Origin of the sequence: Bacillus cereus group sp. N14 (genome assembly GCF_016483555.1) — a bacterium.
Taxonomy (GTDB): Bacteria; Bacillota; Bacilli; order Bacillales; family Bacillaceae_G; genus Bacillus_A; species Bacillus_A wiedmannii.
Genome location: NZ_JAEHBQ010000005.1, coordinates 222162 through 247611 on the forward strand (window position 1 = coordinate 222162; position 25450 = coordinate 247611).

Here is a 25450-nt window from a genome sequence, read left to right on the forward strand (position 1 = left end):
CTTCTCATTCTTCCTTCTTCGGTTTTCCATCCGGATATGCCGTATTTTCAAGTTGATCTCCAATCCACATCGTTCCATCTTCCCAAAATTCTTTTTTCCAAATTGGGACGATTCGTTTTATACGTTCAATCGCGTATTCATTCGCTTCATACGCTACTTTACGATGCGGTGATGAAACTGCAATAACGACCGCAATATCCATGATTTCTAACCGCCCTACTCGGTGCGTAATTGCTACTTTTGCATCCGGCCATTTTCCATTCATTTCTTCACCAATTTTCGTAAGTTGTTTTACTGCCATCGGTTTATATGCTTCATACTCTAAATGTAATGTTCGTTTTCCTTTTGTTAACTCTCTCACCGTACCAATAAAAGTTGTAATTGCACCTGCTTCTCTTCTTGCGACTTTATTCGTTACTTCTTCAACTACAATCGGTATATCTACAATCTCAAATAGCGCTTGTCCCATTAGAAACACCTCTCACTTTATAAAATGCCCAAGGCCATTCACTACCTTCGTTATCTTCCAGCAAGAGAACATCTACGAACATATCTTTTTTATAACCTCTCGTACCACCTGGAAGTACAATAAATATATTTGTCTCTGCTAGAGAAGAAACCGAGCTAGATTTATCAAACCCTGACGGATAAGCAATTAATTGCCCTTCGTTATATGTCAGTTTTGCTCGCACAAATCTTGTAAATGGATTTGGTTTTAAAAAATCTTCTCCTAATAACGCTTTTTCTCTTTTTACATGTGCTTTTTCAATAAACATATACGTCCGAATACACGGTCTTACAAATAATTCAAATCCTACGTAACAAGCAGATGGATTTCCTGATAAACCAAATAATAACTTGCCATTTAATTGCGCTACAGTCGTAACACTTCCTGGCCGCATTGCAACTTTATTGAAAAGAACCGATGCACCTAACTTTTCGTAAATAGCTGGTAAATAATCGTAATCCCCTACTGATACACCGCCTGTTGTAATGAGCATATCCACTTGGCTTAACGCTTCTTTTACAGCTGTGAAACATGTATGAAAATCATCGCTAAACTTCCCAAAATATTTTACTCTGCCGCCCGCTCTTCGAATTTGAGACAATATCATATACGTATTACTATTTCGGATTTTCCCTGGCTGTAACGAATCATTTACATCCAGTAATTCACTACCAGTCGCTAACAATCCAATTACAGGCTTTCTCGCCACTGGTACCTCACTATATCCGAACGTAGCAAGAAGAGCTGAAATCCCTGGATGAATGTATGATCCTTTTTTTGCAAGAACCGTTCCTTTACGAGCATCTTCACCTTGAAAAGAAATATTGTCGCCCGCTTTGAACGATCGCTTCACTTCCATATAATTGTTGCCAGCTTCCTCATATTGACGAGTCAGCTCTAACATAACAACCGCATCACACCCATTCGGAATTTGTGCTCCCGTCATAATTCGAACCGCTTGAAACGGACCTACTTTCTCATCGAATAGCGATCCTGCGCCAATTTCACCAACTACTTTAAATACAATTGGCGTTTCATAACCCGCTAAATTCGTATCTTCTGCTCTAATAGCAAACCCATCATACGGTGAACGATTGAATGAAGGTACATCATGGTCAGCTACTAAATCCTCCGCTAATATACGTCCGTAAGCTAATTCAATAGGTAGTAGTTCCTTTAAGCCGTTACTAGCAAATCCCATTACTTTACGAACAGCTTCATCAACCGTAATTGGCACTCTTCTTTCCATTATTGACATCCCTTTCTATTAACCGAATACGCGATAATATAATTGTTTCGCTTTCGAAATATCATTTGTACCATGAATGAAAACACGACCATCCCGAAAAATAACGACGCGGTAATCATCTAGTTGGCAAGATAGTAAATACAGATTCCGCTCTACTTTCCCTAGTTTGTTTAATACTTTTTCTATATCGTCAAAATCGTACTTTCTATTTTCTACTGGCCTAATTTGCACTGTATTTCTTCCGCATAAAGCAGCTACCTTCGTTTGGTTTTCGTATGATAAATAAGGATAAGTTCGATCCGAACCGCACGAAGGGCAATCGTCTGTTTTGATTTTCCCTAGTTTTATAAAATGGTTTTGATTACTCCATATATCAAACATGAAAAATGTTTTTCTAATTGCTGAGAAATCTCCTACTAAAATTTTGAATGCCTCCGCCACTTGATATGCTGCGACAACTTGAACAGTCGGGCTAATAATTCCAGCTGTATCACATGTCACACCTGTAACAGGAACGTTCTTCAGCATACAATGTAAACATGGTGTCTCTTGCGGAATAACTGTATAACTCATACCGTACGATCCAACGCAAGAACCATATATCCAAGGAATATTATGTTTTTGCGATAAATCATTTATTACAAATCGAATATCGAAATTATCTGTTGCATCAATTATTACATCTACATTTTTTAATAGGTCTTCCATATTTTCTGCAACTGCATCCATTACGAAAGCATGTATTTGTACTTCCGAATTAATTTGTTCTAGCCGATTTTTTGCAGCAATTGCTTTCGGTATTTTCTCTCTCGCATCTTGTTCAGAGTACAGTTGTTGCCTTTGTAAATTACTCCATTCAACGTAGTCACGATCAATAATCGTCAACTTGCCAATACCTGCACGTACGAAACTTTCGGCACTTGCACTTCCTAATGCGCCTGCTCCTACAATTAACACATGTTTATTTCGAATTTTTTCTTGCCCTCTACTCCCAATTGGTTTGAACAACTGTTGTCGTGAATACCGCTCAGCCATTACATATCCTTCCTCTCACGAACTCTATTTCATATTAGAATGTTGTTTTTGATAACAAGCAAAATAAGCAAATCCAACAAATCCAGCTCCCCCAATTACATTTCCGATAAAAACAGGAACAAAATTTCTAGCAAGATCCATCCACGTCAGATGACCTGCAAAAATAACTGCTGAAATAACAAACATATTTGCTACCACTTGCTGAAATCCAATCACTACAAATGCCATAATTGGAATCCAAATTCCGATTATTTTCCCGACAAAATCACTCGTCCCATAAGCGAGCCAAAGCGCAAGACAAACGAGCCAATTACATCCAATCGCTAAAATTAAAGTTCTCCCAAACGTTTCATGTAACTTTCCTTCTGCTATCGCTACCGTTTTATTTAAATAATCTCCCTCTGTTAATCCGCCAAGATGACCGAAACAATACGCAACAAAAATAGCTCCCACGAAATTCATGAAAGTAATCCAAACCCAGTTATTTAGTACACTTACCAATGTAATTTTCTTTGCATAAAGCGCCATAGAAAGTGACATCATATTTCCGGTAATTAATTCACCTCCTGCTAATACGACGAGCATTAATCCAACAGGAAAAACCGCTCCTCCTAAAACATTGACCAAACTACCCCAGCGCTCTGGTAAGTTACCTAAAACGCGAATGTTAAGTAAAAAACCGAGCGAAATAAACGCTCCTCCTAAAAAACCGAGAATAAGCATTGCTGGCAACGTCTGACTTACTTTTTGAACACCGGCCTCAATTACAAGCTCAGCAATTTGTTCCGGTTTATGAAATGCCATTACTAATTCCTCCATTTTCTCCAAATAAAAAAGCAGCTTCAAAAAACCTCCTCAAAATAAAGGTGTTTGAATGCTGCTTAATTTCTCTGCACATCTTTTACAGAGATATCAATCATCACTTTTACTATAAAATAGAAAATCTACAAACGTTGCATACTTTCCATTTTGTATATACTTCCTCAAAGCGTCACTTTTATATATCAACCACCAATATGTGACATTTCAATTTTAGGTATTCTTCTTTTACTTGTATTATTTAAGCGTTCATCTGAATACCGATCTTCTCGATTGTTCCATATATCGCGTACGATATATGTTATTTCCTCGTCAGTGTATCCAGATCGAAGTAGTTCTCTCAAGTCATTTCCTTTAGAAGCGAACAAACAAGTATATAATTTTCCTTCTGCAGAAATACGTGCTCTCGTACATGATGAACAGAAGGAATCTGTTACTGATGAAATAATACCTATTTCTTCATCACTTCCAATATAACGATAGCGAGTCGCAACTTCACCTGCATAATTTGCTTCTATCCGTTCTAATGGCATAACTTGATGAATGGCATCTACTATTTCTTGTTTCGAGACGACCTCTCTTAATTCCCAACCGTTATAATTCCCAACGTCCATATACTCAATAAAACGAAGAATATGCTTATTTTCCTTAAAGTATTGCGCCATCTGCAAAATATCTTGTTCATTTTTCCCTTTTTGAACGACCATGTTAATTTTAATTTTCATACCAACTTCAGCTGCAGCCTGTATTCCTTCCAGGACCCTTTGCACTTTGCTTCTATTACCATTCAAATAGAAAAACCGATCTTCTTCTAAGGAATCTAAACTAACTGTCACACGTGATAAACCCGCCTTATATAAATCAGGAGCAAACTTTTTCAGTAGTGATCCATTGGTTGTTAAACCGATATCCTCCACACCATCTATTTTATTAAGGCGCTCAATAAGCTGCGGAAGACCTCTTCGAAGTAACGGTTCTCCGCCCGTAATTCGTAACTTTCTTACACCTAAAGAAACAAAAATACGTGTTATCCTTTCAATCTCATCAAAAGATAAAATTTTATCATTAGACAAAAACGAATAATCCGGACCAAATATTTCTTCTGGCATACAATAGCGACAGCGAAAATTACAGCGATCAGTAACAGAAATACGTAAATCCTTTAAAGGGCGTTGTAGTTTGTCTAATGTGACAGGTTTCATCTTTATTGCCTCGCTTTTACTTATTTTATATTTATAACACGCTCTGGATGGGTATATACATTTAAGGATTCATTCCGAATAAACCCTATCGTAGTAATACCTAGTTCTTCTGCTAGCTGCAAAGCCAACTCAGTTGGAGCTGATTTTGACAGTATAATTTCACAACCAATCTTTGCAACCTTCAATAATATTTCCGAAGAAATACGACCACTAAAAACAATGATTTTATCTTTTATAGAAATATTATTTTTTAAGCAATAACCGTAAATTTTATCTAATGCATTATGTCTACCGATATCCATTCGGCTTAAAATAATACCATTCACATCACACAAAGATGCATTATGAACGCCACCTGTATGACGAAACGTCTCCGCAGATTGCTGCATTTCTTTCATTAATCGAAAACAGTCTTCTGCAGCAACCTGTACATGGACTCCATTCATTTTCTTTGCGCTTAGTGCATCATTCGCAAAAACAAACCCTTGTCTACTCATACCACAGCATGAAGTAATATATCGTTTATTTTGCATTTGTTCGTAATATGGATTCACTTTTGCTGTCGTGACATGTACAAATCCTTCTTTCTCTTGTACCCATATGTCATCAATCTCTTCATACTTCCGAATGATTCCTTCAGATGCTAAGAAGCCTATTACCATATCTTCTATATATTCTGGAGTACTAACCATTGTAACAAACTCCTGTCCGTTCATTTTAATCGTGACTGGAAACTCTGTTACAATACTGTCCTCTATATGTTTAAACGCCCCATGTTCATAACGAAAGATTTCTCTTTCTACCTGTATCGGGTTCACGATCAGTATCCTTCTCTCACGTTATATTTTTATCAAAAACAAATACCGAAACTGCAATATCCTCTTCTACTTTCATATCTGAAAATAAATTCACTAATTTCGCTCCAACAAGTTCCTCCAAGTGTTCACGGGAATTCGCAGCATACACTTCTTGAATCATTTTCGTTCTAGCCATATGAACCATTTCTGCACCGTCCATCGTACTTGAAATGAATTTTTCAGTAGGTGTTAAGTTTCCATAAAGGGTCGCAATCGCCATATTTTCAGCAAATACAGTATGAATTCTTTCTGGCCCTTTTCCGAAAAGTTCTTTTCGAAGTTTTCGTATCATATCATTAAATTCATGTACTTTTTTTGACATACAATTATACCTCCCAAAAGCCTCATTTTACTTTATTATATATTTTACCAAAATGATCCTTCCGCCCAAACTATTTCGTACAAACATTTGGGCGAAAAGGTTCACTTCATGAAGTTTATTCGTCTTTTAACCCTTTCCCCATACCTTTTAAGAAATGAAGTCCAAACCCGATAGCACGGTTAATGTCTGGGTCTTTCAATACTTTCATAAGATCGAATACCCCTACTTTTTTGTTACTCTCTAGATGTTCATTTCCTTCTTCTAGTCCTACTAATAAGCTACCTATAAGCTTTTTCGTAAGTTCCGGATCAAGTTCTGTTAAAGCACCCGCAGCACCCATCATATTATTAATTAAATTTGTAACAGGCTCACGAGTCACTTGGCCAAGAACAATCTTTGCGATTGGTTCTTTCGCCTTTAGCATAGAATTTGCAGCTTCTAGCATTCCGATGTCATTTAATTCCCCAACAATATTAAACATTTGATTTAAAGCTTCTTCATTATTAGCTAGGAGCTCTTTTAAATCATCTAATTTTTGCTGTTTTATTTCTTCCTCAGTTAATTCTTGTTTTTGAATCATTTTTATAGGTGCAGCCATATTTTTCTCCTCCTACTTATCCGTTAAATGCACATACCCTGGACGTGCCCACTTACGATTCACCTCAATACCAGCTTGAGGATGACGTTTTTTGTTACGCGGGTTCGCTTTTGGCATCGGATTTGCGCCATCAACTTCTAGCACTTCCATACGCACTTTCGTCTGTTTATAAGCAGGTGTGTTCGTACGTACGTCCACAGCAGGACCTGTTAAGAAATTAATTGCTGTTTCATTATCTGTAGAGTTCATCGGTAAATATAACTCATTCGCTTTTACACGATCTGTAACGAGTGCACGTAATTTTAATGCTCCAAAAGGAGAGATAAGACGAACTAATGAACCTGTTTTCACTCCACGTTCTTTTGCAAGTGCTGGAGAAATTTCAACAAATACACCAGGCACTTTCGTTTGAATACCTGTTGATTTATTTGTCATATTCCCTTCATGAAAATGCTCAAGCATACGCCCGTTATTAATGTGAAGATCAAACTCCGCTGGGAATTCAGCTGGACGTACCCAGTCAGCAATCGCAAAACGAGCTTTTTTATCCGGGAAGTTAAATCCATCTTGGAAAAGTAGTGGTGTATTCGCTCCATCAAAACTTCCCCAATGGAAACTATTCCATCCTTCAAGTACTTCATAGTTTGCTTGTGAAAATAGCGGTGATAAACTTGCCATTTCAGCAAAAATTTCACTTGGATGACTATAACTCCAGTTTGCACCTAATTTATTCGCAACTTCTTGCACGATCCACCAGTCTGGCTTCGCATCTCCAAGTGTAGGAAGAACTTGATATAGTCTTTGTACACGGCGTTCTGTATTTGTGAAAGTACCTTCTTTCTCAAGAGATGGCGCTGCCGGTAATACAACATCTGCATATTGAGCAGTTTTAGATAAGAAAACATCTTGTACAACGAAGAAATCAAGGCTCGATAACACTTCATGTACATGGTTCGCATTAGAGTCTACAAGAGCCATATCCTCTCCGACAAGATACATAGCTTTCATTTTCCCTTCGTCAATTGCGTGAAGCATTTCAATATTATTAAGACCTGGTTTACTATTAATTTTCACTCCGTAAGCCATTTCAAATTTCGCACGTTCCATATCGTTCGTAACGTGCTGATATCCTGGAAGCCATCCTGGTAAAGTACCCATATCACAAGCACCTTGTACATTATTATGACCTCGAAGTGGATATGCACCAGCACCTGGACGACGATAATTACCTGTTGCAAGAAGTAAGTTTGAAATCGCAGCGGAAGTATCAGATCCACCTGTATTTTGCGTTACTCCCATACCCCAAAGGATACATGTACCATCTGCATCACGAATCATTTCAGCCATTTGAATAAGTGTTTCTTTAGAAATACCAGTCATTTCTTCTGCATATTCAAGTGTATATTCTTTCAGACTCTCTTTGAAATCTTCAAAGAAGTTTACATTCTCATCAATAAATCGTTGATCGTGCCAGCCTTGGTCAATCATATATTTCGTAACAGCCATTAACCATACTTGATCTGTTCCTTGTTTTGGACTAATAAAGACGTCTGAACGCTCTGCCATTTCTGTTTTACGAAGATCAGCCACAATTAATTTTTGTCCGTGTAATTTATGCGCACGTTTAATACGTGTAGCTAAAACAGGATGACCTTCTGTCGGATTACAACCTACAATAATAACAAGACCGGATTTTGCAATATCTTTAATCGTTCCAGCATCTCCGCCCATACCAATTGTACGGAATAATCCGTCTGTCGCTGGCGATTGACAATAACGTGAGCAGTTATCAATATTATTCGTTTCAAATACTTGTCGAGCTAACTTCTGAATTACATAATTGTCTTCATTCGTAATTTTAGATGAAGAAATAAAGCCGACAGCATCTTTACCGTATTCTTCTTTAATAGATCCTAATTTACTTGCAACTACATTTAGTGCTTCTTCCCATGTAGATTCAACAAACGTTCCATTTTTACGAATTAAAGGTTTTGTAATTCTTTCTTTAGAATTTACGAAATCCCAACCGAATTTTCCTTTTACACAAGTAGAAATTGCGTTAACTGGCGCATCAGAAGAAGGCTGTACTTTAAGGATTTTACGCCCTTTCGTCCACACTTCAAATGAACAACCTACACCACAAAATGTACATACTGTTTTCGTTTTCTTCGTACGAGTATCACGCATGGCCGCTTCCACTTCTGATACCGCAAAAATGCCGCTATATCCAGGCTCAACTTCTTTAATTAAATCTACCATCGGTTCAAGAATATCCGGTTTTAATCCCGTCATAAATCCAGCTTCACCGAGCATCGTTTTCTCCATTAAAGCGTTACAAGGACAAATGGTTACACATTGACCACAGCTCACGCATGAAGAATCATTAATATTTACTCCTTCATCCCAAATAACTCGTGGGCGTTCCGCTTCCCAGTCTATCGATAACGTTTCATTTACTTGTAAGTTTTGACACACCTCAACACATTGACCGCATGCAATACATTGATTAGGATCGTAGCGATAAAACGGATGCGTCATATCAACTTCACTTGCATCTACTTTTGGTTCATAAGGATATTTTTGATGTTCAATTTCCATTAATTCTGCTGTATTATGCAGTTTACAGTTCCCATTGTTGTTGTCACATACTGTACAGTATAATAAATGATTTTCTAATAACCGATCCATTGCCTCTGTTTGTGCTTCTTTGGCATGAGCAGAATTACGTTCAATGTTCATACCTTCTGTCACTACTGCCGAACAAGAGCGCACTAACTTTCCGTCAACCTCTACAATACAAGTGTCACATGTTTGAATAGGATCTACTTCTGGCACGTAACAAATTTGCGGATGTTCAATCCCGTTCTCATTAATAACACCCAATATCGTTGAACCAGGCTCCGCTGTATACTTTTTTCCGTCAATTGTAATATGAACCATGTTGTTATTCATGGTCTTTCCCCCTTTTTGAGAATAAAAAAACTCCACCACGAAAATATACGCACCACATTTCGGCACGTTATTATCATGGTGGAGTAGTTTATTAGCACATCTTGCTAAAATACCAATCCATTTATTCATAAATAAAACGATAGATTCATAACAGATCATATCACGATTCCATCTTTAACACTGTAATTATAGCGTTAAAGCTAAAAATATACAATATAAAATTTAAACTACGCATATGTCCGCATGGAACTATCCATAATAACCCATATAAAACATAACAAGGAGTAAGCGAACAAATGGGGTCTTTTAATAAATGGATACGTGGTGAAAACTCTTTCTCTGCACAAGAACAAGCTGATCACCTTTTAAATAAATCTATCTCTTCCTCTCTTTCCCTTAATCTAAAGCACTTGTCCAAACTCTTTAGCGGTATTCCAGAATTAATTACACGTACTTTTCCGTTAAAAAACGGAAAAGAAGCTGCAATTATATATATGGAAGGACTTGTAGACAAAACTGTTATTAACATTGATATTCTTCGCCCTCTCCTATTTAAAGAGTGGAATGAAGATAATTGTTGGGAATCCTCAGTTACAGTCGGGAATATAAAGAAAGTTCAGCAGTGGTCAGACATTGAACAGTCCCTTTTACATGGTAAAAGCATTTTATTTATAAATGGACAACTTACAGCGTTAGAACTAGATACGCAATCGGCGCCAAAAAGAAGTATTGAAGAACCTACAACAGAAACTGCCATAAAAAGCTCACACGAAGGATTTAATGAAGTAGCGAGCGACAGTCTTGCACTTATTCGTCGATATATTCCAAATCGCGAATTGAAAGTGAAGGAATTCACTGTTGGTGAACGAGCTACTTCAAAGGTTTTTTTGCTGTACTTAGCAGACGTTGCAAACGAAGACGTTGTACAAGAAATGGCATGCCGCATCGAATCAATCAAAGTGGATGCCATTATTACTACCGGAGAATTAGAAGGGTTTGTTGAAGATAATTCCTATACTCTCTTTCCGCAATTATCAATAACCGAACGCCCTGATACAACGGCCCATCACATTTTGGATGGACGAATTGCTGTTATTGTAGACCGCTCACCCGGTGTATTAATTGGACCTATGACCTTTTCATCTTTTTTTCAGACGATAGATGATTACAGCTTCCGGCCAATGATTCCATCTTTCATACGACTACTTCGTTTTACCGGACTATTTATTGCAATATTTGCTCCAGCTCTTTATATTGCTATGATTTCCTTTCATTATGAAGTGATTCCACTTAAATTATTGTTAACAATTGGAGAATCTCGAGCTAAAATTCCTTTCCCCCCTATATTAGAAGCACTTTTGATGGAACTAGTACTTGAAATGCTCCGCGAAGCTGCGGTTCGGCTTCCTGGTCCCGTTGGACAAACGATTGGCGTCGTAGGAGGGATTGTCATTGGACAAGCTGCTGTCCAAGCAGGAATAGTAAGTAATGTTATGGTTATCGTCGTATCTATTACTGCAGTCGCTTCTTTTATCATCCCTAACATGGAAATGTCAGCAGGAATTCGGCTTCTTCGCTTTCCAATGATGATAACCGCTTCTTTGTTTGGGGTCATTGGAATTATGGTCGGGATGGCAGTTATCATCATCCATATTCTTTCTATGGAATCACTTGGTGTTCCTTATGGTAGTCCTTTTTCTCCGTCATTTGCTTCGGATTTAAAAGACATTCTTGTACGTTTACCATGGAAACTAATGAAGAAACGACCACTATCCCTTAACTTAAAACAAGAGAATCGACAACGCGATATAGAAGAAACGGAGGAAGATAAGTGACAAAGCGTGCAAAGAGGGAGATTAGTTTATTTCAATACATTTTAACGATTAGTGGTGTTCAAGTAGGGTTCGGTGTACTTACACTGCCACGTGAAGTTGCGCAAGGGGCGAATACAGATGGCTGGATGTCTATTATAATAGGATGCGCTATCACTACTTTAGTCAGTCTATGTATTGTAAAAATTATGGAAAAACATCCCGGGTATACTTTACTTGATGTGCTAACTCGTTATCTTGGGAAGTGGCTAGGAAGAGTAGGAATGATTTTTTGGATTTTATATGCTGTTCTTGCAGCTGTATCCTTAATTTTTTCCCTCTTATACGTTATTCACATTTGGATTTTACCTAGATCTCCAATGTTTTTAATCATGATGTTATTATCTATCCCAATGGTTATGCTCGCATGTAAAGGTGTTCTTATTATTAGCCGCTATGCTGTTTTTACTGTCTTATTTACACTCTGGATGCCATTGCTATTATTTATCCCACTTAAAGACGGGCATTGGGTTTATCTTCTTCCTCTCCTTAAAGAGGGATGGCTACCAGTTTTCAACACAGTAAAATCAACTATTATTGCCTTTCTCGGATTTGAGTTTGCATTTGTCCTTTATCCTTATCTCAGTAATAAATCATCTGCAAAAAAAGGAATCGTTATTGCAAATATGATTACTTTATTCGTTTACCTGCAAGTTACGTTCGTTTCTTTCGTTTATTTTAGCCCAGATGGTATAACTAAGTTTTTATGGCCCACTCTTTCTCTTGTTACACCATTTCACTTTTCATTTCTGGAACGGTTTGAAATTATCTTTTTGTCATTTTATCTCTTCATTATTTTTGACTCTTGCATTCCTTATATTTTTACTGCTTCAGATGGAATCAATCAATTACTTAACAAAAAAGGGAGCTCATTACCTATTTGGTTTTTATTATTCGGGTGTATTTTCGTTCTATTCTTTTATATCCCTTCCTCTTATCAAATAAGTGCCTTGCGGGAATTTTGGGGAACTGCAAGTTATTTTATCGTCTTTCTATTCCCAGTCGTATTTCTCTTATACATGACACTTTATCAGTATTGGAAAAGGAGAAAAATTTAAATGAGACTCACTATACTTTGCTTTCTCGTAATCTTTTTAACAGGATGTGGAGATCGGCTCGACCTAGAAAAGCAATCTATTTCATTAATTTACGGTTTTGACGCAAAAGCAAAAGGCAAATTAATGGTGTACCACGTAAATCCTATTTTTAATGAAGATGTAGAGAAAAAATACGAAACTCATGAAGCGAAAGTACATACCCCTCGAGAAGCCAAAGCAACGTTTAATAGTTCCAGTGGCGGACTAGTTTCTACAGAAAAGTTACAGCTCATTTTATTTAGCACGAAATTTTTAAAACAAGAAGGGGCTATGCCTTACCTTGATGTTTGGTATCGTGACCCTAAAAACACTGGAAACATGCGTATGGTTGCAGTAGACGGTCCCATTTCTTCAGTTATATATAATAACTTTAAAGATAAGCCTGCCCTTCCCGAGTATTTAACAGATTTAATTAATACGAACAAACTGTACAATCGGACCGTTTTTACGACATTCCATGAATTTCATAGGCAAACGTTTAATAAAGGTATAACACCTGCTATTTCAGAAATAAAAAAAGGAAAAAAAGATGTGATTGTTACCGGCTCTGCATTATTAACTTCTCGTGGAATTTATAAAATGTCATTAAATCGTTATGAAAGCGCCCTTCTTCTTCTATTACAAAAGAAGGCTAATACACCAGTTTCTCTTACAATGAAGATCCCTTCTACTCAAGTTGAAAGTAATAGTGATTTAAAAGATACAGAAGGTAAAGATTTCGTAACAATAAATGTTCTTAACATGAATCGTGACATTCATACAGGCTATAGCGATAACCGTTTCAAATTTAATATTAAAATGGACTTTAAAGTGTCCGTATCTGAACTTACATTCAATATGGATATAGACAAAGATAGAAAGAAATTGACTTCTCTCATTGCAAAACAATTAAACAAAGATTTAAACGATTTAATCCACAAAATTCAAAAACAGCAACTCGATCCATTCGGGTTTGGTGATTATGCGAGAGCGTTTCAATATAAAGAATGGAAACAAGTTGAAGATGATTGGCCGAGTGCCTTTTCAAAGGCTAATGTGAAAGTAGCACCTACTATTAAAATTTTAGAGAACGGGATTATTAAATAATAAAAACACGCTACCTGTTCTTATAAGTAGCGTGTTTTCATTTACATTACAATTATTATTTCAATGGACTATACCCTATTTCCATTTCTAACATTACTGTGTTTTTTAGCGTATACAAAATATATAACTACACCTATTATTACCCATGCTACAAAACTAATTAAAGTAAGCTGAGAGAGGTTCAAAGCTAAATATATACAACTTACTATTGAAACGATTGGTAAAAAAGGTACTAGCGGCGCACGGAATGGCCTTTTCATATTAGGATGTGTCTTTCTTAATACAATAACAGCTATAGATACAAAAACAAATGCTGTTATCGTTCCCATATTCACTAAATTAGCTAATAAATTCAAATCCACTAATCCTGCTAATAAAGCTGCAATAATACCTGTAACCCACGTATTAAAAAATGGAGTTTGTAAACGTTTATGTACACTTGAAAGTCTTTTTGGTAACAACCCATCTCGACTCATCGAGTAAGATACGCGAACAAATGCAAACATAGCTACTAACAGAACTGTTGTTAGCCCCGCTATCGCTCCCACCGATAACAATCCAGCAATTCTATCTTCTCCTACAGTGCGCAATGCATATGCAACTGGATCAGCGACATTCAACTCCGTAAACGGAACCATTCCAGTTAATACAAATGAAACACCTACGTATAGAATGGTACAAATGAACAATGAAACAAGTAGCCCAATTGGCACATTACGTTGTGGACGCTTCACTTCCTCTGCAGCTGTTGCAACTGCATCAAATCCTAAAAAAGCAAAAAATACAGTAGCAGCGCCTCCTACTACACCGTGAAAACCAAAAGGTAGAAATGGTTGCCAATTCTCTGGTTTTACATATTGTGTCCCTACAACAATAAACCCTACAATAACAGCCAGTTTAATAATAACCATTATATTATTTATTCGTGCACTTTCTTTTGCACCACGACTTAATAAAAATGTAACAACTAAAATAATAAGAACTGCTGGTAAATCAATAATTCCACCCTTTCCCATACCAGGTGCCGAAGCAAAGATCGTAGGGATGTGAATATTAAACCCTAGTAACAATGACTGAAAATACGCTGACCATCCTGCAGCTACTGCAGAAGTCGCTAATAAGTACTCCAACATAACGCACCAACCGACTATAAATGCAAAAATCTCACCTAGTGTCATATATGTATATGAATATACACTTCCCGAAACTGGAACTGTAGAAGCAAATTCAGCATAACAGAAAGCTACACACGCACATACAATCGCCGCTAATATAAACGATAATACAATCGCTGGGCCAGCATGTTTCGCTGCTACAATACCTGTTAATACGAAGATCCCTGTACCAATAATTGCTCCAATCCCTAAAAGAGTTAAGTCAATTGCACCTAAAGTTTGATTCAATACTTTTTTCTTTTCTTCATCCATTGTTTTCTTTATTAAAAGACTCATTCATTGAAACCTCTTTTTCAAGTTTATCTCTTACTTATTACAATCTTTATTACTGTTCTGTTTAGAAAATAAAAATATACATGATTCACTCCCCATAAACTTAATAATTCAACAAAAGACTGAAAAATCAATCTTTTTAAACTGTAGTAAAAAACAATTAATTCAGCAACACACCACTAAGAATGCTGATTGAATTTATCATACAATTAATTATATTGTCAACAATAAAATTAATTAAATAATAACGGTTAATTATGTATCAAATGTTATTTTTAAACATAATTATTTTCTTGAAAACATTGTTCCTTCTCATCTTTATATTTATATTCATTTTTTTATATTGATTTTTATACATTTTTCATTATATGAAATTTAAGAAACATCATCACACCCTTAGTTGAATTGTTATCTTCAGATAACAATTCAACTAAGGGTGTGGAACCATTTTAAAGCAAATAAAAAGTGCAGATTTTCATCTGCACTTTTTTTATTCTTCCACTTCAGCTTCTGCACTATTATTTTCAAGATGTTCCTTCTGATCCTCTTCTTGTAGCTCAGCTGAAATCATTCCATAATAAATTTCTGGATACAATCCAAATATTTGATATACGCTTCCTAAAAACGGCATCCGAATCCCTCTTTTCTAAAGTTGTATTACCACTTTTAAGGATTCCCTATTCATTCATTATACATTCGTTTTTGGCGTTTCCTCTTCATCATGAACGCTTAATAAATTTTGCCACTTTTTATAAGGAGCACTATTTGGATCTACATAACCTTTCGCATACGAACGATCCCACAATTGTTTAATAAACATTTCTTTCTCTTTTTTTGCAACCATATCGGCACCTGTACCGTAATAGTTTTGGAAATACAACTCAATTTCATCAAGGAATAATCTTAATAATTCATCAGAAGTTTCTTCTAACGTTGGATCATATTTCGCCTCACGGTCATACATTAAAATCATATCTAAAATATTATGGACATGCTCTTTACGAAGCCATCTAATATCTTGAGCACCTAATACGAACGGATGTGTATATAAATGTCCGCCCTGTATCATAGCTTTTTCTTGTTCTTCTTCAAATCTGGACAAGATGTTTTCATAAATAAATGGGTTATGAAGCAACGCTCTATGCAATTTATAACTTTCGCTTGAAATATTTTTCCCCATCGACTGAATTAAGAAACTACGTCCAACGCCGTTATATTGATACACGAACTGACCATCAACAGCAACTAAACTAATCCAACGATATATATACGCGTATAGAAGAGCTCGATTACATTTATCGTAATCTAACTTCGTTTGCGTTGCATTTAAGTCTGGCATGAAGGCTGGTAAGTGCCAATACTTATCTAAATGCGGCGTTAAACTAGATTTTTTACTATTTAACTTGTTTACACGGCGATAGTACGACTGAAAATAATCACCTTTATCATTCATAAATCCATTTGCAATATGTCCAGACGAAAGCTTAGGAAAGTCTTGCAATGATAAACCGTAATGCGCACGATAGCAAATGACTTCAAATGGTGAAAAAGCTTCATGTACTGTATCTTTTTCTTTAAACATTTCTTGAATTAATTCTTCTTGCAGTTCTTTCTTTAAAGATGGATGTATACCCCAATATTGTAACTCCCTATGATGAGAAACTTTAGGCACGAATGGACTCGCTAAATGGAACAAGTCTTCAATTTTTTCACGAACGTATTCATCACGATCACGCTTCTTATAATCCGCTTCTTTTCTTAATGCTTCAACGATATTCAATTCTAATTTATCACGATAACGCACTTGTAATTCATCGTAGCAATAACTTAGTATGTGCTCACGATAAAAGTCTTCTACCTTTTTCGATTGAATCTCTTCTGTTTTCGCATCCCGGCAATATTCCCCGTATAAACTCATATAAATTTCTGCAGATATATCTTTCGGTAATACACCTAAATTTAAATGTTGCTGCATATCTTGCCATATCTTTTCTTGCAACTTCTCTTCAGCTAATACGTATACATTCGTTGGGTTTGTTTTCCCTTCAAATTCCTTGCTTCGTTTTTGAATTTCGAACAATAAATTTTCACGCGTTTCGTGTAAATTATCAAAAAATCTTTCCCAATATTGAATCATTTTATTAACTGCTTGATATAGCGATTGATAAACGAGTTCTAATAGCATTTCTTTACGATACTCGTTTAATTTGTGTACGTACTGCGTTACAATATCTTCAAATTCTTTTTTAAACAAACGTTGCTGATTATTCATCATTTTTCCAAACCAGCCTTGTTGCTGCGCGATTTCTACTCGGCGAACAGCTGTTACCGTTCCATCAATATTACTCACATTAAATTTCTTATCGTAGTTTTGAATTAGATTACGCTTTTGTTCATTATTTTCATGTAGTCGATTCATTTTCTCGACTAACTGCTTTCGAATTTCATACAACATAAAACGAGCTGATACTGGATGAACAGGATCTGTTTTCTTTAAAAACCATGTATTTAATTGATAGGACTGCCCTTCAGAACCACTTGGTGAAAAACGGTCTGATTCAATCATGTCATACAATAGTGTCGTTACATGCTCATGTACGCGGCTCGGAATCGCATACGCATATAAACGAACCGCATGATCCACCCTTGCTACTTCACCTTTCATTTGCTCCATCATTTTCAGTTTCGCAGCCGAAATTTTACACTCGTGCTGCAGACGGTTTAATTCCTCATCTTTTTGCACCGTTCGCTGTACATAGCTTTCTACAGCCTCTAAAAACAGTTTAGATTTCGCCACACCAACTTTACCGCCCTCTGCTCCTTCACGCGTTTCATTGTACATTTGTCTATAAAAAATATGAGCCTGCTCTGGACGAGTAGCAAGATGTTCTAAGTCTTCTAAATAACTTTTCCCACGCTCTGGCTTTTCACGCTGCATCCCGCGTTTGACGTCTTGGTCATATCTTTGCTTCTTCTCTTGAAACAGTTGATCTAAATGAAGCCACGATTCATCTAAACCTTGCACGGCCCATTTTAAGGCGCAATATTTTAACACGTGCTCATATGGATAAATAATCTTTGCCGTTCCTGCCCCGCAATATCGTCCTTTCCCGCTTGATTCTGCTAATTGCTGAATTTGATTATCTTCCTGCGCAAAATGATTTGCAGACATCGGACTAAATAACTGTAAATAAATCGTATTTGCCATTTGCTCCATATAATCTGATAAATTATGCAGATGGTGTCCATGTAAATTTTCGTAATCGTATAAGAAACAATAATTGTACGGTAAATGGTGTTGTTTAATCGTATGATTCGTTCTTCCGTCTTCATCTACTTGATCAGGTCGATATTCTAATTCAATCGTCACTCCGCCACGTTTTGATAATTCTCCAGTAGAACCGAGTGTAATGGCATGTAATTCTTTTAACGATGCATAACCATTTGCTTGCACCGTTTCAAACTCTTTCGCACTAACCGTTCTCGTCTTCACCAACACATCCGGCATTAGAAACGCACCACGTATTAAAATGTTATGATGCTGCAGTTTTTTTCGAAGCATTTCACGTAAATATAATGCAATTTGCAGAAACATCCCTGAGCCTGTTCCGCCCGCTAGTGATGTTACGATAATGACACGCACACCATATTCCGTTTGATCACTTGTAACCGGAAAAATCTTCTCAATTTCTTGCCAAAAGGACGTCAATTTATCTTCTTTCATCGCAGCACGTAACGCTAAACGGGAAATGACACGTAACTGCCCTGCCCCTTCTGTCAGTGGTTTATCAAGTATAGTCGGGTCCATCGGAAACCACTCTGGAATCGTTGGATCTCCTGCAATATACTCTCTTGGCGTTTTACTAGAACTCGTTTGCGTCTTAAACTTTCGAATATGATCAAATTTACTCAATGTATTCACATCTGTATCAAATACGTGCATTGCTACCTTTTTTCGGCGCTCCTCAGGTAGCCTTTCATATATTTGATGTGTCACAGTACTACCGATTCCACCTAAACCAATTAATATCGTTGGAACTTGTAACGTCATGTGAACCACCTTCCTATTCTTGCTTGTTTGAAAAGAGGAGAGAAAGATAAGACTCCCTCCTTTTCCCTCCCTACTATTCACACTCATATTTGTAAATTTCTTTACCATACCCTCTATCAATTACTAAAAGTTCATTTGGATATAGCGTCTTATGTTCCATTCCAACCTCATCTTCTGTTATAAACATCCCATCAATAATCATTCCTACTACTTGTGATTCTTTCGCTACAAATATTGATTTCGATCCTTTCTTTGCTATAAACGTAACGGATTGCACAGTCTTTCTTTCTGCTCGGAATGGAATACCAAAATAGTGCTTCCACCATTTATTTTTAAGTAATTCTGGCTCAGATTGATATAACCAATCTTTCGCTACCTCTTGATCCCATTCGTAATACAATAGTGCTTTTCGGTGAAATCTTGGACGAGCAACCCATCCTAAAACGATTATTCCTACTACTAACAATAATAAAGTGATAGGAATAACAAACTTAAAAATAAGCGCATATTTTTCATAGAACGGTGCATTTTGAATATGAAGTGATATATTTTTCTTTACTTCTTGTAATTTTGAATCTTGCACTACGATGGTAGCTTCTACGGTGCCGGTATCTGTGAAATTGAATGTGTCGGAGTAATGAGGGCGAGGATAAATGTAAATTTGATTATCCTGTTGTTTTATTTCATAGTTGATTGATTGTTTAGATGTGACACCAGTAGATTTTAATAGTTTCTTTACAGCTTCTTCTGTCATCGGCTTACCATCTAACTGTGGTTGTATAATAAACGGTTTACTATTCTCTAAATTCGTTACTTTTTCCTCATAATCTTTCGTAATAGTTTGCAATGATAATTTGGGTTTTTCAGTTACTTCAATTTTAAATTCCTTCGTCTGTCTGTAAAACCCCTTTATGTTCATATGAACTTTCCCGCGCACTAACCCTTTATCGATCTTCGTTTCGTAGTAAAATACATGTTTTTTATCGTCCCACTTCATCGGGTACTGTTTTCCGTCTATTTCTACTTCTGACTGAAAATATGAAGACTGAATTGGTAATTCCGTAGGCTTCGCTTCAATAACAGCAGTAACACCTTCGTACATTTTCTCCACATTTTTTTGACTACTACCGTCTTTGTCATAAGTAGAAACAGTATAGTTAAGCGCCGGTTCAACTAGTACTTGTAATCCTTCTTTCTCAATATCTCGATCCACTTCTATCGTATAAGTTCCTGGTTTAATAACTCCCTCATTTTCCGTACTTATATGAACTATATTTCCGAATAATTTCGCTTCTCCTGGTGCATGTATGGAATAAGAAGATTGTAATTGTAATGGTTTAGAAATTTGTGTGACCTGATAATTAGACAAAGAAGGCGATTGTCGTACAAGCGTCATACGCTTTAACGGAAATGGCGTTGTAATCTCTACTTTCTTCCCTACTACTTTCGTTTTTACAATCGTTTCAACCGAGGAGAACGGATCACGATTTGCAACTAATGCTGCCACTTGATTGACGCTTTTTACAATACCATCCTCTCCACTAGATGGCATCGTAACGCCATTTATCTCTTTCTTCCATATTTCTTTAAACGTATTTAGTTGTGCCTTTTCTTGCTGCCCTAAATCCTCTTCCATCGTAATTAAAATTGGATGTAACGATATCTTTTTTGCATCCATTTCTTTCTTAAACTGTGCTAGCTTCTGTGTAATTTGTTCTTTTCCGCCAACCTTATCTTTCTCTAAATCATTAAATGCCCCGTCAGTTAAGACAATAAGCCAAAATTCACGTTTTCCATCTATATCTGCTTCCTTTTTTATAGATTGCATCGCCGTCTCTACTGCGCTAAACGGAGTATTTAAATACGTTTTCCATGCTCCAATTCCCTCAATTTCTGTTTGTCTCTTATCCTTCGTTAACGAAATGTTTAATGGATCATTCGGCTTGCTCATTGGAACATAAGAGAATTTATCTTTTTCATCTAATAGCGCAACTAAACTTTGCAAAGCATAATTGGCATATTTCCAGCGATCGTTATTTCTCATGCTGCCCGAATCATCATATACAAGTGAAACGACCCTTTCCTTTGCCTCCTCTCCTTTTGCAAAAGTCCAAAAAGGATGTAACCATATAAATAGAAACAACATGAATGTGGCACAAATTCGAATTTTCATGATGAGGCTTCGCCACCTTTGTAGACAAATTCCTATGTTTAAATTTATGAGAGGATACAAGATATATGACTTGTATTTTAGGACAACTAGCGCAGCATAACTTTATTATGTAAACAGATATATATACTGAATATGATTCCTTCTAGCGTTTTCTATCCGATACTATAAGTAAAAAAGCCTGTTTAAGCTCTACACTTAAAACAGAATTTTCCTACTTTTCATATTGAAAACACATAACAAAAAGTTTGATTTTAAATTAACACATTACTTCAATTGTAAATCCACCAGGTGCTTCCACATAAAACGTATACGCATGTGCACTTTTAGGAGCCTCAACCAAAAATCCATCTTCCTTCAACCTTTGATTTATCTTATCTACTTGTTCATTATTTTCTTGTGGAAATCCTACATGAAATGTTTTTGGATAATGTACGTCTTTCCCTTTCATTAACGTTAATATAAACCCATCATTATCACGCATAACCGCAAAGCCATTTCCCCTTGCTCCGCTACAAGTTAAACCGAAATATTTTTCTAAAAACTCTCTAGTAGCTGCTACATCTGAAACTGTTAAATTAAGATGTTTAATTTTCAAACCATCACCAACTTTCTTAATTTTCTAACATTTTACCATACAATGAAAAAACACGCCTTCACAGCGTGTTTTATTGCTTCACATACACTTCAACAATTGGATTATCTTTATGCTCCGCATGTAAGCGTATATTCTCTTCACTTGTACGATAAATGTTAGCTAATAACATAATCGTTAACACATTAGGAGTTTTTGCATCGCTCCCGTATTTCCTTTCAAGCGCTTCCTTATATTCAAAATCCAAATCCCCCTGCACATATGTATACACTTCAAAACCATCTTCTAAATTGCAAACTACTGTATCAATGATATCTGCCCCTACTTGCTTCTTCATTTCCTCTCGCAAAGCTTCAATAAATTCTTCCCATGGTATTTCGTATGTCTGAAACTGATCTGTAGATTTCATGCCTTTTCCTCCTTATATATCCTCTTCCTATATTTCCCCTTTCCTATAACAATTATGATAGATAGGGCATTCGTACAAGCCGCACTTGTCCCCTTTACATATCGTATTACTGTAATGCGGAAGGAGGAAAGAACATGCATAGACAAAAATGTTATGATACTTGCCGACGTTATTTCGGTAAAGTCGTTCGCATTGAAGATCGTGATGGTCGCATTCATTTAGGGAAAATAATTGATGTGACAAATAGCTCTGTATGGATTGAACCAGTGCAACAGCGCTCATCTTTTGACACTGGATTCGGATACTACGACGCATATGCAAACGGTGGTTGTGATCTTTGCGGCGGCCTTAGCAGATGTGATAGTTGCGGATTTGGTTGCGGTGGTGGTTGCGGCGGTGGTTTTAGTAGCTGTGGATGTGGCGGTCGTGGTTGTGGTAGTTGCGGCGGCTGGGGCGGCGGCGGTTGGGGTGTTGAACTCGGATTTGGTTTCATTTTCGGAATTACATTAGCTGCATTATTTTTCATTTAACATAAGTAAAGAGTTGACTATCTTTAGCCAACTCTTTTTCTTTATTTTTCACATATAAAAATACGATGACCTAAAATGTGCTGGTACGTAAGCCTTATATTTTCATGCTGCACCCATGCCTCATATAACTCATTCGGAATAAATTGTGATACATTCCATTCCGGCTCTTCTATATATCCAGAAATCGTTTCGGCAATTGTGCCACCGCCAGCAATTGTAACCCGCTTAAAGTTTGCTTTCTGAAATAATTGTACCCACTCACTCTCAGTTAATAGTTCTTTCATGCCATATAATTGGGCAATTTTCTCTTCCTCTTCCCTGCCAATGTGGGCATTAATAATCATTTCAATTACAACTAGTTTTCCGTTCTTCTGTAATACACGATAGCACTCCGATATAACCCTTTCTTTCTCTGTAAAAGCAAGTATCGATTCTCCAAGTACGAATTCAAATGATTCATGCAAACAAGGTAATTGCTCTGCCTTCCCTTCAATTAATTGAATGTCTATTCCTTCATACGACCATCTATCTTTCGCCTTTTGAATCATAATCTCATTCTGTTCAACCCCCGTTACTTTATAACCATATTCTTTTGTCATATACGCTGCTGTTTTCCCCGTACCGCAACCTATCTCAAGGACGTTAGCTCCATATCTAAAAGGCAGTTGTGCTAACAATTGTTTTGTTAACGTAAAACCGCCAGGATGAGCACTCCCTATTCCGTAATAAGCTAAGAAATCGATGTATGTGTTTCGTTTCATGGAATTCTCCTTTAAATTTTCTATAATACATATATTCATCCATCAATGAATTGTGCACATAAAAAAGCACTTCCAAGTGCAATACCGCAACTTGAAAATGCTCTTCTCTTGTTTATTTCTCTTCTACATACGCCCATTTAAAGCTATATTCCGGACTAATATTATGTTTCACAATTCCCTTTATATTTGGTTTCATTACATATGATCGAGCATTTTGATATAAAGGTACAAGCGCTACATCATCTTCAAGTAATATTTTTTCAGCCTTTCCTAACTCTGTCCAACGTTTTTTTGCATCAGCCATCCATTCTGTCTTACTTTTATTAATAATGTCATCATATTTTGAATTTGAGTAGCTCATCTGGTTTTGCGAATTTTTCGTCTCAAACATATCAAGATATGTCATCGGATCCGCATAATCCGGATTCCAACCACCATATGAAAAATCATAATCTTGATCTGATTCTAATTTTAGTTTTTGCTTAAATGGTTGCAGTTTAATATTTACTGTGACGCCTTTTAGATTCTTTTCAACTTGATCTTTTACATATTCCCCAACTTTTTTCGCATTACCAGTATCATAATTTAACAGTTCAATTGTTACTTGATCTTTTCCAAGTTCTTTTTTCGCTGCTTCCCAAGCTGCCGCTGCCTTTTTGGAGTCTTGTTTTAAACCATTCTTGAACGTTTCTGCGAAATCTTTACCATCTGATCCACTAGCTAAACCTTTTGGCACTAAGTAATCCACTGGTTTTGAACCATCATTTAAAATGACATTTGTTAAAGCTTTTTTATCAATTGATAATGCAATTGCTTCACGTAGTTTTTTGCTCTTTAACGGTGTATCTTGCCCACCACGTTTTTGGTTTAGACGTAAGTAAAATGTACTCGTTTCCGAATATGCGCCAAACTCCTCTTTATTATTTCTATACTTATCAACAAATTCACCTGATAAAAGTGCGAAATCAATTGCACCTGTATCATATAAATTTACTCTAGTAGCTGGTTCTTTTACTACACTAAAGTTGATTTCATCTAGTTTTACAGTCTTTTTGTCCCAGTACTGATCATTTTTCTTTAATTTCCAGCCTTGCTCATGCTTCCAATCAGTAAGAACAAAAGGTCCGTTATATACTGTTGTATCAGACTCCAAACCGTATTTATTCCCTTTTTCTTTTACGAATTTTTCATTTAATGGATAGTATGACGCAAATGCCATTAAATTCAAGAAATATGGTACTGGTCTTTCTAGTTCAACTTCAAGCGTATAATTATCTACCGCTTTTACACCTAACGTAGAAACTTCTGCTTTGCCTTGATTAATTGTTTCTGCATTTTTAATATAGTAAGCAATAAATGCATACTCAGCAGCTGTTTTTGGATCTACTAGACGTTGCCATGCAAATACGAAATCTTTTGCCGTTACTGGATCACCATTTGACCACTTTGCATCTTTACGTAGTTTAAACGTATATTTTTTACCGTCCTCGCTTTTCGTGCTAGATTCTGCTACAGCTGGGATTGGCCTATTATCTTTATCAAGGCGATATAACCCTTCCATCGTATTCCCTAAAATTTGTGCACCAAGCGTATCTGTACTTTTTGAAGTATCCATTGTCGGAATTTCATTCGTTTCTGTACGATTTAGCACTTGCTTTGCCGCATATTTAATATCAGATTTCTTCTCTTCTCCACCATTATTAGACGTTGTAGTCGGTTTCTTCTCCCCACCAGATCCAGAAGAGCATGCTGTTAAAGCCATACTCATTGCTAAAACTGGCGCTACAACTGCCGTGAACTTTTTCATCTTTTTCTTCATTCTTGTACCCTCCCCTATTATATGTACGAAACTAACTTTGAGAGATTTTCAGTTAACTTAGTGATTAGTAC

At 36.5% G+C, this 25450-nt stretch carries 21 protein-coding genes; 4 read left to right on the forward strand and 17 right to left on the reverse strand.

Features of this window, described 5'->3' with window-relative positions; genetic code table 11:
* Positions 1–4: 4 nt before the first annotated feature.
* From moaE to fdhF, 9 genes are all read right to left on the reverse strand, one after another.
* Positions 5–469 carry a molybdopterin synthase catalytic subunit MoaE gene (gene moaE / locus JDS82_RS10620; RefSeq protein WP_000529381.1) on the reverse strand — a complete coding sequence of 155 codons (465 nt, stop codon included), beginning with the start codon at positions 467–469 and terminating at the stop codon, positions 5–7.
* A complete protein-coding gene (gene moeA / locus JDS82_RS10625; RefSeq protein WP_199713210.1) occupies positions 450–1757 on the reverse strand; it encodes a molybdopterin molybdotransferase MoeA in 1308 nt (435 codons plus the stop codon). The genes moaE and moeA overlap by 20 nt, the downstream gene beginning before the upstream one ends.
* Positions 1758–1775: 18 nt before the next feature.
* Positions 1776–2792 carry a molybdopterin-synthase adenylyltransferase MoeB gene (locus JDS82_RS10630; RefSeq protein WP_199713211.1) on the reverse strand — a complete coding sequence of 339 codons (1017 nt, stop codon included), beginning with the start codon at positions 2790–2792 and terminating at the stop codon, positions 1776–1778.
* 24 nt (positions 2793–2816) lie between these two features.
* Positions 2817–3596 (reverse strand): formate channel, encoded by a 780-nt coding sequence (locus tag JDS82_RS10635; RefSeq protein ID WP_002107908.1) that lies wholly within the window; start codon positions 3594–3596, stop codon positions 2817–2819.
* 200 nt (positions 3597–3796) lie between these two features.
* On the reverse strand, positions 3797–4813 hold the full coding sequence (gene moaA, locus JDS82_RS10640; protein WP_064057559.1) for a GTP 3',8-cyclase MoaA: 1017 nt from the start codon (positions 4811–4813) through the stop codon (positions 3797–3799).
* 20 nt (positions 4814–4833) lie between these two features.
* Positions 4834–5631 carry a formate dehydrogenase accessory sulfurtransferase FdhD gene (gene fdhD / locus JDS82_RS10645; RefSeq protein WP_048565915.1) on the reverse strand — a complete coding sequence of 266 codons (798 nt, stop codon included), beginning with the start codon at positions 5629–5631 and terminating at the stop codon, positions 4834–4836.
* A 16-nt stretch (positions 5632–5647) separates the two neighbouring features.
* The gene (locus JDS82_RS10650; protein WP_000039582.1) at positions 5648–5992 is read right to left on the reverse strand and encodes a Na-translocating system protein MpsC family protein; all 345 of its coding nucleotides are present in this window, start codon (positions 5990–5992) and stop codon (positions 5648–5650) included.
* 115 nt (positions 5993–6107) lie between these two features.
* A complete protein-coding gene (locus tag JDS82_RS10655; RefSeq protein WP_000729894.1) occupies positions 6108–6590 on the reverse strand; it encodes a helical membrane plugin domain-containing protein in 483 nt (160 codons plus the stop codon).
* 12 nt (positions 6591–6602) lie between these two features.
* Entirely contained in the window at positions 6603–9542 is a 2940-nt protein-coding gene (gene fdhF / locus JDS82_RS10660) for a formate dehydrogenase subunit alpha (protein WP_088091716.1), read from the reverse strand.
* 296 nt (positions 9543–9838) lie between these two features.
* Here fdhF and JDS82_RS10665 point away from each other — a divergent pair, with 296 nt between their 5' ends.
* From JDS82_RS10665 to JDS82_RS10675, 3 genes are read left to right on the forward strand one after another with little or no spacing between them, the layout of a single operon-like run.
* Positions 9839–11377, forward strand: coding sequence for a spore germination protein (locus tag JDS82_RS10665; RefSeq protein ID WP_048565913.1), 1539 nt, complete (start codon positions 9839–9841; stop codon positions 11375–11377).
* Positions 11374–12471 carry an endospore germination permease gene (locus JDS82_RS10670; protein ID WP_199713212.1) on the forward strand — a complete coding sequence of 366 codons (1098 nt, stop codon included), beginning with the start codon at positions 11374–11376 and terminating at the stop codon, positions 12469–12471. The genes JDS82_RS10665 and JDS82_RS10670 overlap by 4 nt, the downstream gene beginning before the upstream one ends.
* Positions 12472–13596 carry a Ger(x)C family spore germination protein gene (locus JDS82_RS10675; RefSeq protein ID WP_199713213.1) on the forward strand — a complete coding sequence of 375 codons (1125 nt, stop codon included), beginning with the start codon at positions 12472–12474 and terminating at the stop codon, positions 13594–13596. It abuts the gene before it with no gap.
* A 68-nt stretch (positions 13597–13664) separates the two neighbouring features.
* On the opposite strand, the gene JDS82_RS10680 is transcribed toward JDS82_RS10675, so the two are convergent.
* The 6 genes from JDS82_RS10680 to JDS82_RS10705 form a co-directional block, all read right to left on the reverse strand.
* Complete coding sequence (locus tag JDS82_RS10680; protein WP_199713214.1) at positions 13665–15047, reverse strand: amino acid permease; 1383 nt, start codon at positions 15045–15047, stop codon at positions 13665–13667.
* 487 nt (positions 15048–15534) lie between these two features.
* Positions 15535–15675, reverse strand: coding sequence for a hypothetical protein (locus tag JDS82_RS10685; RefSeq protein WP_048562603.1), 141 nt, complete (start codon positions 15673–15675; stop codon positions 15535–15537).
* A gap of 57 nt (positions 15676–15732) precedes the next feature.
* Positions 15733–19095: a tubulin-like doman-containing protein gene (locus JDS82_RS10690; RefSeq protein ID WP_199713215.1), complete on the reverse strand. Its 3363-nt coding sequence runs from the start codon at positions 19093–19095 to the stop codon at positions 15733–15735.
* Between the two features lie 73 nt (positions 19096–19168).
* A complete protein-coding gene (locus JDS82_RS10695) occupies positions 19169–21268 on the reverse strand; it encodes a vWA domain-containing protein (protein ID WP_064057562.1) in 2100 nt (699 codons plus the stop codon).
* Positions 21269–21524: 256 nt separating this feature from the next.
* On the reverse strand, positions 21525–21863 hold the full coding sequence (locus tag JDS82_RS10700) for a VOC family protein (protein ID WP_000693977.1): 339 nt from the start codon (positions 21861–21863) through the stop codon (positions 21525–21527).
* A gap of 70 nt (positions 21864–21933) precedes the next feature.
* Positions 21934–22269 carry a hypothetical protein gene (locus JDS82_RS10705; protein ID WP_199713216.1) on the reverse strand — a complete coding sequence of 112 codons (336 nt, stop codon included), beginning with the start codon at positions 22267–22269 and terminating at the stop codon, positions 21934–21936.
* Positions 22270–22403: 134 nt separating this feature from the next.
* Between JDS82_RS10705 and JDS82_RS10710 the strand changes: the two genes are divergently transcribed.
* The gene (locus tag JDS82_RS10710) at positions 22404–22799 is read left to right on the forward strand and encodes a hypothetical protein (RefSeq protein ID WP_064057563.1); all 396 of its coding nucleotides are present in this window, start codon (positions 22404–22406) and stop codon (positions 22797–22799) included.
* 41 nt (positions 22800–22840) lie between these two features.
* On the opposite strand, the gene JDS82_RS10715 is transcribed toward JDS82_RS10710, so the two are convergent.
* Together JDS82_RS10715 and JDS82_RS10720 are read right to left on the reverse strand one after the other, a co-directional pair.
* Positions 22841–23560 carry a class I SAM-dependent methyltransferase gene (locus tag JDS82_RS10715; protein WP_064057564.1) on the reverse strand — a complete coding sequence of 240 codons (720 nt, stop codon included), beginning with the start codon at positions 23558–23560 and terminating at the stop codon, positions 22841–22843.
* Positions 23561–23672: 112 nt separating this feature from the next.
* Positions 23673–25379 (reverse strand): peptide ABC transporter substrate-binding protein, encoded by a 1707-nt coding sequence (locus JDS82_RS10720; RefSeq protein WP_199713217.1) that lies wholly within the window; start codon positions 25377–25379, stop codon positions 23673–23675.
* Between the last annotated feature and the right edge of the window lie 71 nt (positions 25380–25450).

Excerpts from the sequence above, each read along its gene's own strand:
- moaE (WP_000529381.1), bottom strand. The coding sequence starts at position 469 with ATGGGACAAGCGCTATTTGAGATTGTAGATATACCGATTGTAGTTGAA.
- moeA (WP_199713210.1), bottom strand. The coding sequence starts at position 1,757 with ATGGAAAGAAGAGTGCCAATTACGGTTGATGAAGCTGTTCGTAAAGTA.
- JDS82_RS10630 (WP_199713211.1), bottom strand. The coding sequence starts at position 2,792 with ATGGCTGAGCGGTATTCACGACAACAGTTGTTCAAACCAATTGGGAGT.
- JDS82_RS10635 (WP_002107908.1), bottom strand. The coding sequence starts at position 3,596 with ATGGCATTTCATAAACCGGAACAAATTGCTGAGCTTGTAATTGAGGCC.
- moaA (WP_064057559.1), bottom strand. The coding sequence starts at position 4,813 with ATGAAACCTGTCACATTAGACAAACTACAACGCCCTTTAAAGGATTTA.
- JDS82_RS10650 (WP_000039582.1), bottom strand. The coding sequence starts at position 5,992 with ATGTCAAAAAAAGTACATGAATTTAATGATATGATACGAAAACTTCGA.
- JDS82_RS10655 (WP_000729894.1), bottom strand. The coding sequence starts at position 6,590 with ATGGCTGCACCTATAAAAATGATTCAAAAACAAGAATTAACTGAGGAA.
- fdhF (WP_088091716.1), bottom strand. The coding sequence starts at position 9,542 with ATGAATAACAACATGGTTCATATTACAATTGACGGAAAAAAGTATACA.
- JDS82_RS10665 (WP_048565913.1), top strand. The coding sequence starts at position 9,839 with ATGGGGTCTTTTAATAAATGGATACGTGGTGAAAACTCTTTCTCTGCA.
- JDS82_RS10675 (WP_199713213.1), top strand. The coding sequence starts at position 12,472 with ATGAGACTCACTATACTTTGCTTTCTCGTAATCTTTTTAACAGGATGT.
- JDS82_RS10680 (WP_199713214.1), bottom strand. The coding sequence starts at position 15,047 with ATGAGTCTTTTAATAAAGAAAACAATGGATGAAGAAAAGAAAAAAGTA.
- JDS82_RS10685 (WP_048562603.1), bottom strand. The coding sequence starts at position 15,675 with ATGCCGTTTTTAGGAAGCGTATATCAAATATTTGGATTGTATCCAGAA.
- JDS82_RS10690 (WP_199713215.1), bottom strand. The coding sequence starts at position 19,095 with ATGACGTTACAAGTTCCAACGATATTAATTGGTTTAGGTGGAATCGGT.
- JDS82_RS10695 (WP_064057562.1), bottom strand. The coding sequence starts at position 21,268 with ATGAAAATTCGAATTTGTGCCACATTCATGTTGTTTCTATTTATATGG.
- JDS82_RS10705 (WP_199713216.1), bottom strand. The coding sequence starts at position 22,269 with ATGAAATCTACAGATCAGTTTCAGACATACGAAATACCATGGGAAGAA.
- JDS82_RS10710 (WP_064057563.1), top strand. The coding sequence starts at position 22,404 with ATGCATAGACAAAAATGTTATGATACTTGCCGACGTTATTTCGGTAAA.
- JDS82_RS10715 (WP_064057564.1), bottom strand. The coding sequence starts at position 23,560 with ATGAAACGAAACACATACATCGATTTCTTAGCTTATTACGGAATAGGG.
- JDS82_RS10720 (WP_199713217.1), bottom strand. The coding sequence starts at position 25,379 with ATGAAGAAAAAGATGAAAAAGTTCACGGCAGTTGTAGCGCCAGTTTTA.